Below are 16,381 nucleotides of genomic sequence, written 5' to 3' on the forward strand. Positions count from 1 at the left end.
CAAGGGAATCGCAAAACCGAATTGCAGGAAAACAGCGTCCAAATACCGCTAATCCTGCAATTCCAAAGCCGCTATCCGCCTCAATCAACAGGCCAGATCAATGGCTTGCGGATAGTTCACGGCCGACTCACTATTTCTATGCTGAACAGTCTCGCCTGAGTATATGTTTTAGCTAGTCGCTAATTAGACGGAATTCTGCCAGTCTGCATTCCCCCCTGATCTGATGTAGAGCAGCTTCCAAGTGGGAATTAGCCCCCCATCGACCGGATCGGGCGACACGAACATGCGCTGAAGGCTTGGCGGAACGGCTACTGGGACCATGATGCTACTCGAATGCAAGATAGTGTCAGAACGTCCCGGGAAGGCTGCAGGCAGGGGATGTCAGGTCAATCAGCCTATAGATATGATACCGCCCATTCGCTGAGACTTCACGATGGGCATAGGAGGTGGGAATTCTTGCCTTGAGATGGACGCGGCTGTCGGAGCAGGCGAGCACGGCAGCAGCGATGGCCTGAACCTTCGGGCCGCTGACAAAAACGTTCACCACCGCACGCGAGCCGAACCCGTCGAGATACGTCTCGAAAGCATCGAGGTGGGCCATCAGCCCGAAAGCCTGGATGTCGCGAACTTCGCCATCTTCGAGCCGGTGGGTTTCACGTACCTTGGCCACCTGTTGATCGAGCAAAGCATCGATATGCGCATTCTTGTCGCTTCTTGGGACGAGGAGCGAGATCCGTTCCGGACTGACGATATCGATCAATCCGTAGAATACGTCGGCATCTCCTCCGATCCCCACGAGCAGGACTTTCTCTTCGCCCATTCCTCCGCTGCCTTGAAGATGAGGGACGGTGACGTATCGGTCCAAGCCGCTGGAAAAATCCTCTTTGCCGATCGCGTTCCCGTAGATACCTTCGGCGTACCCGAATTCGAGAGACTGAATCGACATTTTCTTGAATGCCACCGCAATCAGCCATTGGATGTAGATTCGCGGCATCGTCGAGCACTCGACGAAAACCTTCCGCAGGCTTCCTTCGTATGAGCCACATGAAGCGGCCATCTGAGTGAGCAGGTGATCGAGGAGATTGATGTTCTTCTGATACTCGATGGAAGGCTCGAGGGTGATCACAGTCACTTCGACGCCCCATCGGGTACCCATAGCGATGAGCTTTCGCCGGTTTTCTTCGACGGCTGGGACGTTCGCTTCCTTCAGAGCAAAGTCCAGAACCACGATCTTGCCGACCTTCAGGTCAAGATGGTTTTCGAACGCGGCGAAACGCGTTTCCCATCCAAGCGCGACGATCGCGATATCTGCCTCCATCGTTTCGCAGGTACCTGCATCTCTCGCCTTCTCGGTGACGGCCAGATGGCCGAAGACTCGATACTCGACAGTTGAAGCGGTCATTCGAGATCGCTCTCGAAAAGCGAGTGCTGGAATTCGGTCTTGAGTGCGGGCCGCGCGACGAGCTCCTTAAACACCGAGTCGGCCCAGTCTTCTGGGAGCCGATGCCTGGTAAAAAGCAGGTCGACCATCCGCGCCGCAGGGATTGTGTTGATTTCGTACGGGCCGCGATAGGAGAACCCGAAGTAAGGTGCAAATCGCCGATGCAATCTGATCATCATCTCCTTCGATGCGGGGTCGGCGCGGTCCACCTCAAAGTTGCCGGCGGCGGAGACCTCCCGGATAAACCCATCCCTTTCCGCCCGACGCAGGACCTCGTCCAGTTTTCCGCTGGGTTGCTCCAGTCGGTTCACCAGCGAGCGCATTTCCTTTAGATCAACCCTGAAAATGCCTCTCTCTGTCGTTCCTAGAGCATTTTCTTCGGCAAACTCTGTCTGGAGGCGAGCGGTCAGGTAACCCAACGCCCGCACCATGCGCACGCTCTCTTCTTCGTACGGATGTGAAAGCGCCTGAAGTCCATCAAGCTTCCGTTGAGAGGCGGCGTTCACAGCCTGTCTCTGCTGTTCGAGATGAATCTGTAAATCCGAGTTGATGAATTCCACCAGTTTTCGTGGATCACTGGAACTCGGAACACTGCGGCGGAAGATCTCTCCCATTATATCAAGGAAATCGCGTATACAGACGTCGCTCAATGATGTGATGATCTGGTGCCCTACGTACGGGTAGTCATGCAGACGCAGCATCTGGCACGCTTTCAGAAAAGCCCATCCCTGTTTCCGGGCGATCGACCTCTTCAGATTTGAAGCATCCGCCTTGCTCATGGGCCGGCGCTTAATTTCCGGGTTCATGAGCGCGAGCGCCAGCCCTTCGGCATAAGGGCGCGCTTTTCGATCAAGAAGGAATTGCTGCTGATCCGCCGTCCTCAAATTCACGGAGAGGAATTCACGTGCTGCATCAGCAAGTGCCACAAGCTCTTCTCTGCCCTCGGAATGACCCGATATGATAACCCGCTCGATGATGTCATTGACGGAAAGCCGCCCCAGCCGGTTTTTGAGCGAAAACGCGCTGAGCGCATCGTTGCGCTCGAGATCACTCCGCAGATGGTCAGGAAGCGCATAGTACAGCCGAAGCGACGACACGTTCTCGCACAGCGTGGCGAACTCCCTCGGATCGACTGAATCAAGATTCTCGACGTCCCGGTCAGCATTCGAGAGCGACTGGCCGGGTATGATCGTCCGGATCGTGTCGTAGAGGCCGCCGATGTAGGCGAGGACCCATTTCACGTTGCCGCGCGTCTTTCTCACCAAGGTGTTCAGGAACTGCTGTTGGAGCGGTGTCAGTGCTTCACAGTCGTCAATCAGTATCTTGAAGAAGGGCGCCCTGTCACCGGCGAAAGATGGGCCATTTAAAAGTGGAGTGATCGCGGTCGCGACCTTGTTAATGATCGCGCCAGGGTCTGTTGCTCTGAAGCCGGTCGCTCCGGCATCGGCGGCAAAGAAGAACGCGTTGAAGCATTCGTCGACGTACCGGGTTATCCCACCCCGCAGCTCATCGATGCTGAAGAAGTCGAGACGGGCAGGTTGGGGTATGAAGTGCAGCACTTCGCGATGCAGTGCCAGGGCGACGTCCCTATCTTCGGAGGCCCGGTATTTCAAGTGGCCGTCGCGTCTGAGCTGGCCGATGCTCTCGAGCAGGCGTTCGACTATCTTCAGCTCCAGATAGTGAGAGAAGATTACGAATTGCCGCGGGATCACGGCGGCCGTGTCGAAGCGTATCCGCTCCGGAATGAGGTTCAGAACGGCGTTGTCGATTAGGGGCGAGAATGTCTCATTGAGCTGGAAGAAGACGCCATACCAAGCGAGCTTGCCGACTTGGTCCGAGAGACTTTTGTCTTCAAGAATATGGACTGTGGAAAGCGAGCGAAGAATGCTGGTCTTGCCGCTGCCTCTCGTCCCTGCGACGAAGACCGGCTTGGCGGCGGCAGAAATCAACGCCGACTTCTGACTGAACCACAGTATCGGGCGGCTTTCGTACTCGATCCTGTTGGGGCCGAACGGATTCTCCATCGCTATTCGTCCCTTACCTTAATGCGCCAAGCCGAGTTTGCCTTGGTGAGGCCGTCTATCTCGATGAAGCGCGCCGCTTGGAGCATCAGAAGAGAGTCTTCCAGATCTAGCCCGAGCTCGGCGGAGGCAGCAATCTCAGTGATCTCGTCCCAGAAGAGTAACCCATTCCCGCGCCTGGTGGCATGGTCGCGCAGTCGGCGCAGCAGGTCAAACGTGTCGTTGTTCAGAAAGGCCTTGCCGTTGGACATGGTCGAAATAAAGCAATGTTCGCCTTCCATGACCGTCCCGTCGGCGACATTGGTGCGGTAGGGTATAAGTCGGATGCCGACGAGCTCTCCCTGATCGGTCGTGAAGAAGACGAGCTCATTGAAACCTGACTGTATCTCTGGTGCTGAGATGCAGATCAATTTGCCGTCCGGAAACCTTGGATCGTTGACGATCTCGACCGGATCAGCATGTATGTGTCCATGCAGGTAGACGATAGGCTTGTTGCCCTGCAGCAGCTGAGTTCTGACAAATCCGCTGTTGAGCATCTCCGCGTATGGCGTAATGCGCGGAGTCTTTTGTGGCAGCAGATTGTGATGGCCGATTATGATGCCGTAACGCATGTCGGGCTGCTGGAGCAATTCCTGTAGGCCTGCAAGCATCTCACGCGAGATGTATGGCGTGTCCATCTGACCGTAATACTCGTCGTCGGACGCCTCCTTGTCTGGATCGCTGGGAGGTGTCGCGGGCGAATGTCCCGAGATGTCCGGCGAGCCGAGATCTAGAGGCTCTGTAGAAGGACTGAGTGCCTCGAGACGATCACGAAGGAACGCGGGAAGGTTTTGAAGCTCCCAACTGCCTATCGCTGTGTTGACGAGGATGAAGTTTGCGCCTGCGGATCCTGTCGGAAGTCTGAAGTGCACGGGTTGGTCCACGGGAACGGTCTGCCAACCCAAGCGGGCGGCTAAACTCGCCATTTCGCTGAATTTCTCAGTCGGTCCAAGTTCGCGCGCGTCATCACGGTTCACATCGTGATTTCCCGGTACGAATATCAACGGAAGCGCCTTTGAACTGCGTCCCTGTGCGCGGCAGAGCAACGTGAAATGCTGGAATGCCGAAGCAATGAAGGTCTTGTCGCCACGGCTCGTGAAATCCCCCATGAAGGCGATCGAATCCAAGGGCTTCGAAGTCGTCAGCCGCCGAAGTTTCGTCAAGACGGCACGCAGCGAAGACGCGCGTAGCTTCTGCGTTATTTTCGGAGCGAACTTGCTATCCTTGGCATCGATGTTGCTAGAGGAAGGATGCCAGTCCGGATAGTGAATATCGCCTACTTGAAGGATTCGCACCCGCCGCATAACTCGCCCCCCTGCCGAGAGCCATAGACTAATCCGTTCGCTTTTGCCAAGCGCGAACGATCATCCGCAGTGTCCTTAACGAGGTAGCCTGCACTTTTCGAGAATTGCCACGGCGGCTATTTTTCGGCTGTGAAGCACACGAGACCCGTGACGTGAGACCCAGTTGCTCAATGCCCAGTTGCTCAATGAGCTTTCTTACGAATAAGGGAGAATTTCCGCGGCCGGACTATCTCTGAGCGAGCGTGCATGACTGCCAACGGAAGGTCTTGCACGCACCCTTGCGATCTTGAGCAATGGTCGCCATGACTTTCTTCTTGCAGGCTTTTGAGTGGCCCAGCCTGCGATCACCAGACCCCACCGATTCTAAAGAGCGTGGCAGATGGGATAGTCGAGGTTGCCCGTGCACAGTCACGCTCAGGGCTTGCGCCGCCCAGAGGACACGCTGAAAAGGCAGATTGGGGCGCAAGCACGCCATTCACGAGAGGTTCGACATGAAGACCATGCAAGAAAAAGACATTCCGGCATTCGTACAAGCAGTTGTGGACGCCGGCTGCAAAATTTGCGCGATTGGCAACTTGGGATACGTCTTTGGCGATGCTGATTTCACGCCAGCGCAACGGAGGGCCGTCGAGCCACAGCTGCGTAGGATTGCTGAAATCTACGGCGAACGCGATCATCTCATGAACGAGATAGCTGTATATCTGCGGTCGATCGGACGCCATGTCGAGGTTGAGCCGAAGACAGGTATTTCCTGATGGCCGTGATCGCGAGAAGCCGTCTTCCAACCTCTGAATCCTAAAGGAGGTGACCCCCAAGGCCGTTCGTCACCTTCGACCAGAATAACCACATCCGTGACCGCCTGAGCTACTTGGTCGATACGCGCACATGGCCAATACAGTTTCTCCATCCTTCACGAAGCGAATGAGGCTTTGGCCATTCAGCCCCGGTCTACGGGGCGTGACTTGTCCCCGATGCATGCGCGAGCTCTCCGCCCGGCTGGCCGCCGGTCGTCGCCACCGGCCGAAGGCGCCCGAATGCGCTTGACAAGATAGCGTCAGCCCGTTCAACCTAAGGCATTCACCAGGGGAGTCCCGGCAAGGGGCTGAGATACTGCTGGCTTTCGCGGCGCAGTGACCCGTTGAACCTGATCCAGTTCATACTGGCGTAGGGACGGTGCAAGCGCTTTGCGGGAGTTTACGCCCGAGGTCCTGTTGCAGCAGGTCTACAGAAGCGTCTTTTCATCCTTCCGGCACAGAACTGGGTCTCCAATGCATGAGCAAAGGAGCCTCACGATGAATGCCCTCACCCCCGCCGTATCGACGGGACCACTGCCCGCCTCGCGGAAAATCCACAAGCCCGGCGTCCTCTACCCGCAGATCAGGGTGCCGATGCGCGAGATTTCCGTCCATCCGACGGCCGGCGAACCGCCCGTCACCGTCTACGATCCGTCCGGCCCCTACACCGATCCATCAGTCGAAACCAGCATCGAAAAAGGCCTTGCCCGGCTTCGCCACGAATGGGTCACGGCGCGTGGCGATGTCGAAGCCTATGACGGCCGCCACGTCCGGCCGGAAGACAATGGATTCGCCACCGGCGAGCGCCTGACACCGGAATTTCCGATACGCAATCGGCCGCTCAAGGCCAAGCAGGGCAAGGCGGTGACCCAACTTGCCTATGCGCGCGCCGGCATCATCACGCCAGAAATGGAGTTCGTAGCCATCCGCGAGAATCTCGGCCGCGAGGTGATGCGCGGCAAGCTGCAACGCGACGGCGAAGCCTTCGGCGCGGCGATCCCAGATTTCGTCACACCCGAATTCGTGCGCGACGAGGTGGCGCGCGGGCGCGCAATCATTCCCGCCAACATCAATCATCCCGAGAGCGAGCCGATGATCATCGGTCGCAATTTTCTGGTCAAGATCAACGCCAACATCGGTAACTCGGCTGTCACATCGTCGATGGCCGAAGAGGTCGAAAAAATGGTCTGGGCTATCCGCTGGGGCGCGGACACGGTGATGGACCTGTCGACCGGCCGCAACATCCACAACATCCGCGACTGGATCGTGCGCAATGCGCCGGTGCCGATCGGTACGGTGCCGCTCTATCAGGCGCTGGAAAAGGTCAACGGCATCGCCGAGGATCTGAACTGGGAGGTCTACCGCGACACGCTGATCGAGCAGGCCGAGCAAGGCGTCGACTATTTCACCATCCACGCCGGCGTGCGGCTGCACTACATCCCGCTGACCGTCGACCGGGTCACGGGCATCGTCTCGCGCGGCGGCTCGATCATGGCCAAATGGTGCCTGCACCATCACCGGGAGAGCTTCCTCTACGAGCATTTCGAGGAGATCTGCGACATCGCCAGAGCCTATGACGTCTCCTTCTCGCTCGGCGACGGCCTTCGTCCCGGTTCAATCGCCGATGCGAACGACGCGGCGCAATTCGCCGAACTGGAAACACTTGGAGAACTCACCAAGATTGCCTGGGCAAAGGACTGCCAGGTGATGATCGAAGGCCCGGGCCATGTCCCCATGCACAAGATCAAGCAGAACATGGACAAGCAGCTCGCAGTGTGCGGTGAGGCGCCGTTCTACACGTTGGGGCCGCTGACGACCGACATCGCGCCGGGCTATGACCACATCACCTCAGGGATAGGTGCCGCCATGATAGGCTGGTTCGGCACCGCAATGCTTTGCTACGTCACGCCGAAAGAGCATCTCGGCCTTCCCGACCGCAACGACGTCAAGATTGGCGTGATCACCTACAAGATAGCCGCCCATGCAGCCGATCTGGCGAAGGGCCATCCGGCAGCGAAAACCAGGGATGATGCCCTTTCGCGCGCGCGCTTCGAGTTCCGCTGGGAGGACCAGTTCAACCTGTCGCTCGACCCCGAAACCGCACGGTCCTTCCACGACCAGACCTTGCCCAAGGAGGCGCACAAGCTGGCACATTTTTGTTCGATGTGCGGGCCGAAATTCTGCTCCATGCGCATTTCCCACGACATCCGTGCCGAGGCCCAGAAGGAAGGCATGGCGGCAATGGCGGCAAAATACCGGGAGGGCGGCGATCTCTACATGCAGGCGGACGAGACTGGCGTACCGGTCGTGCCAGAGGCTCCCAAACCATCATGAGGGTGCTCGTCAAAGGGGCCGGCGTTGCCGGCCTCACCGTCGCTTTCGAACTCGCCGCCCGCGGCGCGACGGTCACCGTCGCCGAGATGCGGCATGGCCTTGGTGGCAACGCGTCGTGGTTCGCCGGCGGCATGCTGGCGCCATGGTGCGAGCGCGAAAGCGCGGAGCAGCCGGTGCTGGATCTCGGACGCGATGCTGCCGACTGGTGGGATGCGGTGCTGTCGGGTCAGGTGACACGGGCCGGGACATTGGTCGTGGCCGCGCCGCGTGATGCCGGTGAGCTTGACCGGTTCGCCAGTCGCACGTCAGGGCATCGGCGCGTCGATGAAAACGAAATTGCGCTCCTGGAACCCGACCTCGCCGGCCGCTTCCGGCGTGGATTGCTCTTCCCCGACGAGGCTCACCTCGACCCACGCCCGGCGATGGCGGCACTTCATGACAAGCTTGCGACCATGGGTGTCAAATTCCACTTCGGCTGCGACGCCCGGCCTGTTTCGGGATTCGCCCGTCAGATAGACTGCATGGGAATGGCAGCGGCCGATGACAGGCTGCGCGGTGTTCGCGGCGAAATGCTGATCCTTCGCACGCCTGATGTCTCGCTGTCGCGGCCGGTCCGTTTGCTTCATCCACGCTTTCCGCTTTATGCCGTGCCGCGCACCGATCACCGTTTCATGATCGGAGCGACGATGATTGAAAGCCAGAGCGCCGGACCGGTGACGGCGCGTTCCATGATGGAGCTGCTGGGCGCCGCCCATGCCCTCCATCCGGCCTTTGGTGAGGCCGAGATCGTTGAAACCGGTGTGGGTGTCCGTCCGGCATTTCCCGACAATTTGCCACGCGTCGAAACAGACGGTGAGATCATCGCGATCAACGGTCTTTATCGTCACGGTTTTCTCCTCGCCCCCGCCATGGCGCGCCAGGCTGCCGACCTGGTTTTCAGTCAAGACAGAACCAAGGAGCATGCTCATGAAACTGATGGTCAACGGCGAGGCGCGTGAGATTGCCGCCACCACGCTGGCCGAGTTGCTTGCCGCGCTCGACTATGAGGGCGATTGGCTCGCCACCGCCGTCAACAGCGACCTCGTGCACAAAGCCAACCGCGCGGAGTTCCAGTTGAGCGACGGCGACCGGATCGAAATCCTCTCGCCCATGCAGGGCGGCTAGCATGTTGGAGCTTTATGGAACCGAGCTTTCGTCGCGCCTGCTTCTCGGCACGGCTCAGTATCCTTCGCCGGCCATCCTTGCCGATGCAGTCAAGGCATCGGGCACGTCGGTGGTGACCGTCTCGTTGCGGCGTGAGATGGCGGGCGGTAGGGCCGGCGAACAATTCTGGTCGTTGATCCGCTCGCTGGGCGCCAGAACCCTGCCCAATACCGCCGGCTGCCTCTCCGTCAAGGAAGCCGTCACCACCGCGAAAATGGCGCGCGAGGTCTTCGGCACCAACTGGATCAAGCTCGAAGTGATCGGCAATCACGACACGCTACAGCCGGATGTGTTCGGTCTGGTTGAAGCCGCCCGCATCCTGTGCGAGGACGGCTTTGCGGTATTCCCCTATACCACCGACGATCTCGTTGTCGCCGAGCGGCTGCTGGAAGCGGGCTGCAAGGTCCTGATGCCGTGGTGCGCACCGATCGGTTCCGCCTTGGGACCGGTCAACATGACGGCGCTGCGCTCGATGCGCGGATATTTCCCTGGCGTCCCGCTGATTGTGGATGCGGGGCTCGGACGGCCGTCGCACGCGGCCACCGTCATGGAACTCGGCTTTGACGCCGTGCTCCTGAACACAGCGGTCGCCAAGGCGGCAGATCCGGTCGGCATGGCGCGTGCTTTCGGTAAGGCGGTCGACGCCGGTCGTGAGGCGTTCAGTTCGGGAATGCTCGAACCGCGCGACGTCGCCGTGCCATCGACACCGATGGTCGGCAGGGCCGTTTTTTCATGAAGCTCGATCCCTTCTACCTGATCGTCGACAGCGCCGCCTGGATCGAAAGGTTGGCGCCGCTCGGCGTCAAGCTGATTCAGCTTCGCATCAAAACCATGGATGAAACCGGGCTGCGCGCGGAGATCCGCAAGTCGAAGGCCTGGTGTGTCCAACACAAAAGCCAGCTCATCATCAATGATTATTGGCGCCTGGCAATCGAGGAAGGCTGCGATTTCGTGCATCTGGGCCAGGAGGATTTGCAAACGGCCGACCTCTCGAGGATACGGGCAGCGGGCGTCAGGCTCGGATTGAGCACGCATGATCATGTCGAGCTGGAAACGGCCATGTTTGCCGAGCCCGACTATGTCGCGCTCGGTCCGATCTATCCCACCACTTTGAAGAAAATGAAGTGGGCACCGCAAGGGCTAGAGCGGATCAGCGAGTGGAAGCGGCGGGGGGCGCCGATCCCATTGGTCGCCATCGGCGGCCTCAACCCCGACCGCCTCGACGGCGTCTTTGAGGCCGGCGCCAACAGCGCCGCAGTGGTCACGGACATCACGTTGAGCTTCGACCCCGAAGCGCGCACGCGAGAATGGATCGAAAAGACGGACCGATGGCGATGAGACGAGAACCGCATGTGCTTGTCGTTGGCGGATCAGATTCCAGCGGGGGTGCTGGAATAGCACGCGACATCGAGACGATCTCTGCCGTTGGCGTGCGCACCTGTCTCGCCGTCACAGCGCTAACGGTGCAAACGCACGACGCCGTGATCGAAATCCATCATTCGCCACCCAGCATGGTGGCCAATCAGATGTGTGCCGCGCTACAGGCCAACGACGTAGCCACAATCAAGATCGGCATGCTGGCGACTGCCAAGATCATTGTTGCCGTTGCCGCAGTGCTGCGCAAATTTCCGCAAGTGCCGGCAGTACTCGACCCTGTGCTGGCCTCCACCTCAGGCCGCGCACTTCTGGAAGCAGGCGCTATCGCTGCCATGAAGCGCGATTTGATGCCGCTTTGCTGCATTGTCACGCCCAACCTTCCTGAACTGGCGCTCCTTACTGGTTCCGAACCGGCTTCGGATGAGGACGGTGCGCTCCAACAAGGACAAAGACTGCAGGCCGTCGGCCCTCAGGCCCTGCTGATCAAGGGTGGGCACGCGTCGGGTCCCCGATCGGCCGATATTCTGTTACGCTCCGATCATGAACCCATCCACTTCGACACGCCGCGCCTTGCTATATCGATGCGCGGAACAGGTTGCATGCTGGCCAGCGCGATTGCGGCGCATCTGGCGAAGGCGAAGTCGCTCGAAGATAGCGTGCGCGAAGGCAAGCTGTTTGTGTTCGAGAAGCTTCAGAAATGCCGGCTGAATAATCACAACGTTCTGCGTCCAGCCAAGCAGACCCATTTTCCAGAATTTTTCCAGTAGCGAGACTGGAGGGCTACTGCTTCTCTATGCCATCCTTACAACGCGTTGAGTTCCACTGTGCCGTCCAGAATTATCTGTCGTTGTCCAGAATTAAGCCGGGCTTAGAACTGAAACGAACCCGCCGAAAGGTACGAGCGGCCCTCACTCGATAAGGGTTACCAAACCTATTCCTGTGGGCTACCAATCCGCGTGGTGGGTGGCCTTAGGTTACCAATCAGTGTGGCGTCCGGAATTATCTGCCTCTCTCCGGAATTAAGCCGAGATTAGAAGATCGGTGCGGTATTGCGCCCGGTCAAACCGTGTCGATTTGCGGCGTAGCCGACGTGTCTCACGCTTGGCGGCGTCGCACGCTGGTCCCGATTGTCGCCCGAATATCTGCCTACCGGCGACAGTGAATGCGCCAAGCTAGACCTTCGTCGATAGGGCGGCTCCGGTTTACCAATCCTGTCGTCCTAGGTTGACCAATCCGTTGTCGACCGTGAGCGGGTTTACCAATAAGGGCGGCTATATTCTGCGCAAACCCAATCACCTGATGCCAATCCAGAATTAATCGTCATTAAGGGCATTGGTAAACTCAGTCTGAAACCCCACCCTTAGCCAGAAAACTCTCCTGTTTTCAATCGCATAGCCCGCCCGCCAGCAACCGATAATTCGGGACCGGTAAACCCGTGAAAGGCCCAATAATTCCGGACGTCACACCAGTCTGCCCTTTTATGCGACTTTTCGAGCACAGACCGGGAACATCTGACCGTTTCCATTCATCGCCCAAGGCCGGTTTAGCGCTGGAAAAGCCAAAGTGCGGGAGTAAGAATGGCCGCAACGGGGCCGGAAGCCGTCGGTCAGCTTTCGGGGAGTGATCCCGGTAAGTTCGCAACTCATTCGCTTCTTTTCTGCAGTCCCCGCCATTACGAGTTGGCGGTGTCGGTCGCCGAGGGGATCAACGCCATTACTGCGGCTAGTTCGGCCCTCCGGACGAGGAATGGCATGCGCGTCGTCCCATAGTGCTTGGCAAGATGGAAGCGGTGCATGCCTCCTACGATGTGAACTTGGCCTTGGTACTCGCCGAGCAAAGGCGGTGTGACACCGCGGCCATGCAGCCATCGGTAGGCGATCCCACAGCTCTTGCTCTTGTAACGTTGATGCCAAGGACCCTTGTCCCTGCTGGCGGCGTAGGTAAGCCTGCCGCCAACGTCAGTGACATCAGCGTCGATAAGAATGAAATCCGTCGAAGCGTGGTCGCTGGGATCATCGCCGTCGAACGCGAGATAGAAGTTTGCAGGATCGCAGTCCCATATCGCAGTCAGTGCAACCGGAATGTTCTTTCTTCCTTTGCACCAGATGTCGACCTTGCGTTTCTCCTGAGCGCGGGCGACCTCGAAGGCTTCGTCTAGTTTTCCTTCCGCGACATCCATGGCTGTGATGACGTTCAAGCCAAGGGCCGTCAGACGGTTGATCTCGTCCACGTTCGCCATGCCTTCTCCTCTGGCAGCAGATTATTATCCACCGTTGGAAGATGCGGCGGCAATCCAAGCCTGAGGCACGAGGGCCTGTCCACGCCATTCCTCAATCAACTTGACTCCGGGAAGCTTGCCCCAGACGTCCTCATCTGCATGATCCAGCACGATGATCTGGAGGCGACCTTTCGCGGCCATGACCTCAGCGCCTAGGAGCGCAAAGACCTTCCTGACGGCGACCACGTCCTGATCCCTCCACGCGATGAGGTCGGGGCCCTCGTCGCCCGCCGCCCGCTTAGGAAAATAGACTTGGCTAGGTTGGTCGAAGATCAGCTGACCAGGGACTGGGTGATGAGGTTCGGCCAGGAAGTAGTGCTGCAGCGCAAGCATTAGTGCGACGTGATACGCGAGCCAATTGGCGCCGCTGCCAATCTCCCACAGGTAGTCCTCACGCGTTCCCCTAGTCACCTTGACGGTCAGGTCTTCAATCAACAGCCTAATCGGGGCCTCGGGCCACTCCGCGTCAAGCTGCGGAATCAGCCGATTGGCATGATGGGAGACTTGGTGCAACGCGTTGAATAGCTTGCGCTGGATGTCGGCCTCGGAGATCGTCTTTTGCAGCGTTGCAATATCGGCCTGCAGCGAGGTGAGTTCCTGCCGCAAATCCGACGACTGGTCGGCGCGGTCGTAGACGTGCAACGCCTGCTCCAATCGACCGAGGAAGCGCTCAAGCCTATCGAAGCGATTGGCCTCGTCTCGGGCGACGTCAGAGTCCCGTTCCAGCACCGCTATCTCGCTACGGACATCGTTCAACTCAGATAGGACCGCTTCAGCGGCGCCGCGCTGGCGCAGGATTTCCTTGTCAAGCGTGTTAGACATCGCAGGGTGGGTCCGCAGTCGGATCTCCAGACCGCCGAGGTTGTCGCAAAGGGCCAAGACCTTCTCGCGGCCGCCGTCCCCGAGTGCGACCAACGGATCGGCGAACTCGTCGGCCAAGTCCCTCAGCCACGTGGAAAGGTCCAAGCGGTCACGTTGGATGCGCATGGCGTCGCCGTACGCCTCGCTGCTCTCCACCAGACGGCGCAGTTCGTTCAGGCGCTGACGATGCTCGGTAAGTCGCGCGGCGATTTCAGTTTCCGACGCACGAAGGGTTTCCAGACGCGTCAGCACCACATCGATGCCGGCCAGGCTTGGTCGAGCAAGACTTGAGTTGCTGTTCGACACGCGCCGAAGCAGGTCAACAACGTCACTCCAGTCCTTCGGCACTTCAGTGGAGGAATCGACTAGGCCAAGTTCGACTGCCTGACGCAGCCACGCCTCCGCCTCCGCCCGCCAAGCGCCAGTTGCCGACACGATCGCGCGTAGCTCAGCCTCCTTCCGGCGGAGGTTGCGCTGGAGCCGATCGATCTCAAACCGCGCCTGGAGAATCTTTGCCGTGACCGCGCCCAGAACGTACGGGAAGATGGTCTTTAGCTTCTCCCGGTGTTCCGTCGTATCGGCCTTGAAAAACATCACGTCGGGATTGGCGATCACGTTCTGAGGTTGGAACGTGAAGGCCATGAGGTCGCGGAAGCTTGGCCTTTGCTTGAATCCATTCTCTGTACCTGGTTCGAAGTCGAGGTCAGTCAGTCCTGCCAGGCGGTTCATCGCGCGCTTGACCGTGTCGACATTGGTGGTCTTGTCGGTGATCGTCTCCGGAATTTCGACCTGTGCGCCCTCCAGCAGCACCATGTCGCCTGTGCTCTGTTGGTCCCCCGGTTCGCGTCGCGCCAAGAGCTTTTCGCCCTCCAGCGTCTCGATCAGAATGCCGAACCAGCTGCAGTTCTCGCGGATTACGCCCACCGGAATCGCGCATTTCTCCGAGCCCAGACAGTAATCAACAATAGGGATAACGGCGGACTTCCCGGTCTTCGACGCGCCGCTGATGACGTTGACGACACCGGGCTCGAACTTGACGACCCGCGGCGCTGCACCATTGCGGGGCCAAAGGATCAGTTTTCGAAGCTGGAAATACATCTAGAACTCCACCCGTAACAGGTTGGCCACCTGCGCGGTCCCCAGGTTCGAAAACCAGAAACCCAATTTCTCCGAGGCAGGTCCGAGGTGCTTGACGCGCTCTGGAAGGACGAGCCTCCTCGGTTTCGGTTCTGGTACGTTTGCTCTTAAAGTAGCATCCTTGTAATCCACGGACAGCAGCCGCCCGCTCACACCGACAGCGGCCGATTGCAATGTCAGAGTACGCAGCAGCAGCGCTCGCTCGTGGACGGCGAGGAGTTGTTCCCGTTCCTTCCCGAGCTTGGCCGCGAAGAGCGCCAGTCCAGAGGGTCGGTTTGTCGAAGTCACGATTTCGAGCGTTGCGCGATGCAGGACGATTGGCAGCACGAGAAACGCCAAGGCGAACGGCGCTGGACGTTCGTCCTCAGCCTGGAAACCTTGGCCAAATTGCCACAATGCGAAAGCCCCAAGTCCTGGATTCTGGACAAGGGCGAGGTCGCTGAGCGGTAGGTGCGATCGGCCAGCCTCAATCAAGTCGCTGGCTCCAAAAGAGTCTGGTAGTCGGGATGCCAGCCGAGGCGCAGGCCGTGGGCAAGGGCGTTGAATGATCCGTGGACGAAATGACCGGGGACGACTCGACCATCGAGTGGAGGCTGCAACTGCGCGCAGCGCCTGTAAACTATTCTACCACGAACCGTTGCGGGGTGTCCGGCCTGTATGTCGTGCACCTCTGCACTGACGTGCTCATAGCGACCGACAAGATCATCGTCCCAGTCACTTAGGTTCTTCTCAAAGATTAGCCCGCTTTCGCCCCAGATCGAGATGTCGGCGAGCGTCCTAAGGTAATCGCTAACAGCCCGGACGCACGCTTCGTCTCCCACCTCGATCAGCTCGAGTTGGCGGACGAAGGCGGGACGGTCGGCGATCAATTGTTCGATGGCCTCGACAGGCGGTTGCTTGGTGAAAGACGACAGCAGCCCTGGAAGGTTGTTCTTCTGAACAAATGCTCTTTGCTCGGCCTGAAACGCGTCCACGTCCAAGATGGCGGGCTTGCCAGCTCTAATCAGCCTGTCCGCCGCCTCCTTCGCAGCGCCGATCGCGCGTTCGCACACTAGGTCGATGATGAGCGGAGAGACCGTCGGCTTGAAGATCGCGCGTATCGGATCGACGGGATCTGCATCGACGCTGATAACGGCGAGATTCTTGACCAAGGCGGCGCAATGAGCCGCATCAGCGTTCAGGAAAGCTTGGACGTCGGCGTCGCATGCCGGTGCAGCTTTCAGCTTGCTGTGGGCTTTGGCGAGGTTAGCGACCAGCGCCTCCACGTCGGCATCTGTTTTCGCGTCGTTCAGCGCGATCGCGAAGGCACCCGCCTTCACCGGTGTGACATATAGCCGGAAATGGCTGGTCGCCGGGTCGATCTCTCCCGCCGCCATGAAGCTGAGCCAGTTGGCCAGAGACTTCCACAGGTCCGCAGCCCAGTCGGATATCGGATTTTGCTTCAGTGCGCTCTTGCTTTGCTAAAGAACGACTTCGCCGCCGACCAGGTGAACCGCCACATCGTCTAAATGTTCAAGAGAGACCAAGGCGCCGCTAGGCGCGTTGAGCAGGTGAAAGCAAAGGCGTACAGGTTGAAGCGCATAGCCGAGGTA

14 protein-coding genes and 1 riboswitch are annotated in these 16,381 nt (G+C 59.0%); of the genes, 7 read left to right on the forward strand and 7 right to left on the reverse strand.

Annotated elements, in window-relative coordinates:
- Positions 1–346 precede the first annotated feature (346 nt).
- The 3 genes from EN949_RS22415 to EN949_RS22425 are packed head-to-tail and all read right to left on the reverse strand — an operon-like array spanning position 347 to position 4,805.
- Positions 347–1,402: a hypothetical protein gene (locus tag EN949_RS22415; protein WP_063169411.1), complete on the reverse strand. Its 1,056-nt coding sequence runs from the start codon at positions 1,400–1,402 to the stop codon at positions 347–349.
- Complete coding sequence (locus EN949_RS22420) at positions 1,399–3,465, reverse strand: hypothetical protein (RefSeq protein WP_063169412.1); 2,067 nt, start codon at positions 3,463–3,465, stop codon at positions 1,399–1,401. The genes EN949_RS22415 and EN949_RS22420 overlap by 4 nt, the downstream gene beginning before the upstream one ends.
- A gap of 2 nt (positions 3,466–3,467) precedes the next feature.
- On the reverse strand, positions 3,468–4,805 hold the full coding sequence (locus EN949_RS22425; protein ID WP_063169413.1) for a metallophosphoesterase: 1,338 nt from the start codon (positions 4,803–4,805) through the stop codon (positions 3,468–3,470).
- Positions 4,806–5,296: 491 nt separating this feature from the next.
- Here EN949_RS22425 and EN949_RS22430 point away from each other — a divergent pair, with 491 nt between their 5' ends.
- The 7 genes from EN949_RS22430 to EN949_RS22465 all read left to right on the forward strand — a co-directional run bounded on the left by EN949_RS22430 (position 5,297) and on the right by EN949_RS22465 (position 11,280).
- Positions 5,297–5,560, forward strand: coding sequence for a hypothetical protein (locus EN949_RS22430; RefSeq protein WP_082826710.1), 264 nt, complete (start codon positions 5,297–5,299; stop codon positions 5,558–5,560).
- 317 nt (positions 5,561–5,877) lie between these two features.
- Positions 5,878–5,994, forward strand: a riboswitch (TPP riboswitch).
- 103 nt (positions 5,995–6,097) lie between these two features.
- Complete coding sequence (gene thiC / locus EN949_RS22440; RefSeq protein ID WP_063169414.1) at positions 6,098–7,933, forward strand: phosphomethylpyrimidine synthase ThiC; 1,836 nt, start codon at positions 6,098–6,100, stop codon at positions 7,931–7,933.
- Positions 7,930–8,931, forward strand: coding sequence for a glycine oxidase ThiO (gene thiO, locus EN949_RS22445; RefSeq protein WP_063169415.1), 1,002 nt, complete (start codon positions 7,930–7,932; stop codon positions 8,929–8,931). Before thiC ends, thiO begins: the two co-directional genes overlap by 4 nt.
- A complete protein-coding gene (gene thiS / locus EN949_RS22450) occupies positions 8,900–9,097 on the forward strand; it encodes a sulfur carrier protein ThiS (RefSeq protein ID WP_024504260.1) in 198 nt (65 codons plus the stop codon). The genes thiO and thiS overlap by 32 nt, the downstream gene beginning before the upstream one ends.
- A 1-nt stretch (position 9,098) precedes the next feature.
- A complete protein-coding gene (locus EN949_RS22455) occupies positions 9,099–9,872 on the forward strand; it encodes a thiazole synthase (protein WP_024504259.1) in 774 nt (257 codons plus the stop codon).
- On the forward strand, positions 9,869–10,474 hold the full coding sequence (locus EN949_RS22460; protein WP_127371779.1) for a thiamine phosphate synthase: 606 nt from the start codon (positions 9,869–9,871) through the stop codon (positions 10,472–10,474). The genes EN949_RS22455 and EN949_RS22460 overlap by 4 nt, the downstream gene beginning before the upstream one ends.
- Positions 10,465–11,280 carry a hydroxymethylpyrimidine/phosphomethylpyrimidine kinase gene (locus EN949_RS22465; protein ID WP_063169417.1) on the forward strand — a complete coding sequence of 272 codons (816 nt, stop codon included), beginning with the start codon at positions 10,465–10,467 and terminating at the stop codon, positions 11,278–11,280. The genes EN949_RS22460 and EN949_RS22465 overlap by 10 nt, the downstream gene beginning before the upstream one ends.
- 905 nt (positions 11,281–12,185) lie before the next feature.
- Here the strand turns inward: EN949_RS22465 and EN949_RS22470 are convergent.
- From EN949_RS22470 to EN949_RS22485, 4 genes are read right to left on the reverse strand one after another with little or no spacing between them, the layout of a single operon-like run.
- A complete protein-coding gene (locus tag EN949_RS22470; protein ID WP_063169418.1) occupies positions 12,186–12,752 on the reverse strand; it encodes a hypothetical protein in 567 nt (188 codons plus the stop codon).
- A 24-nt stretch (positions 12,753–12,776) separates the two neighbouring features.
- Entirely contained in the window at positions 12,777–14,750 is a 1,974-nt protein-coding gene (locus EN949_RS22475) for a DUF3732 domain-containing protein (RefSeq protein WP_063169419.1), read from the reverse strand.
- Positions 14,751–15,263 (reverse strand): three component ABC system middle component, encoded by a 513-nt coding sequence (locus EN949_RS22480; protein ID WP_063169420.1) that lies wholly within the window; start codon positions 15,261–15,263, stop codon positions 14,751–14,753.
- Positions 15,260–16,165, reverse strand: coding sequence for an ABC-three component system protein (locus tag EN949_RS22485; protein ID WP_127371780.1), 906 nt, complete (start codon positions 16,163–16,165; stop codon positions 15,260–15,262). The genes EN949_RS22480 and EN949_RS22485 overlap by 4 nt, the downstream gene beginning before the upstream one ends.
- Positions 16,166–16,381 lie beyond the last annotated feature (216 nt).

Origin of the sequence: Mesorhizobium sp. M7A.F.Ca.US.007.01.2.1 (assembly GCF_003998165.1) — a bacterium.
GTDB classification, from domain to species: Bacteria; Pseudomonadota; Alphaproteobacteria; order Rhizobiales; family Rhizobiaceae; genus Mesorhizobium; species Mesorhizobium ciceri.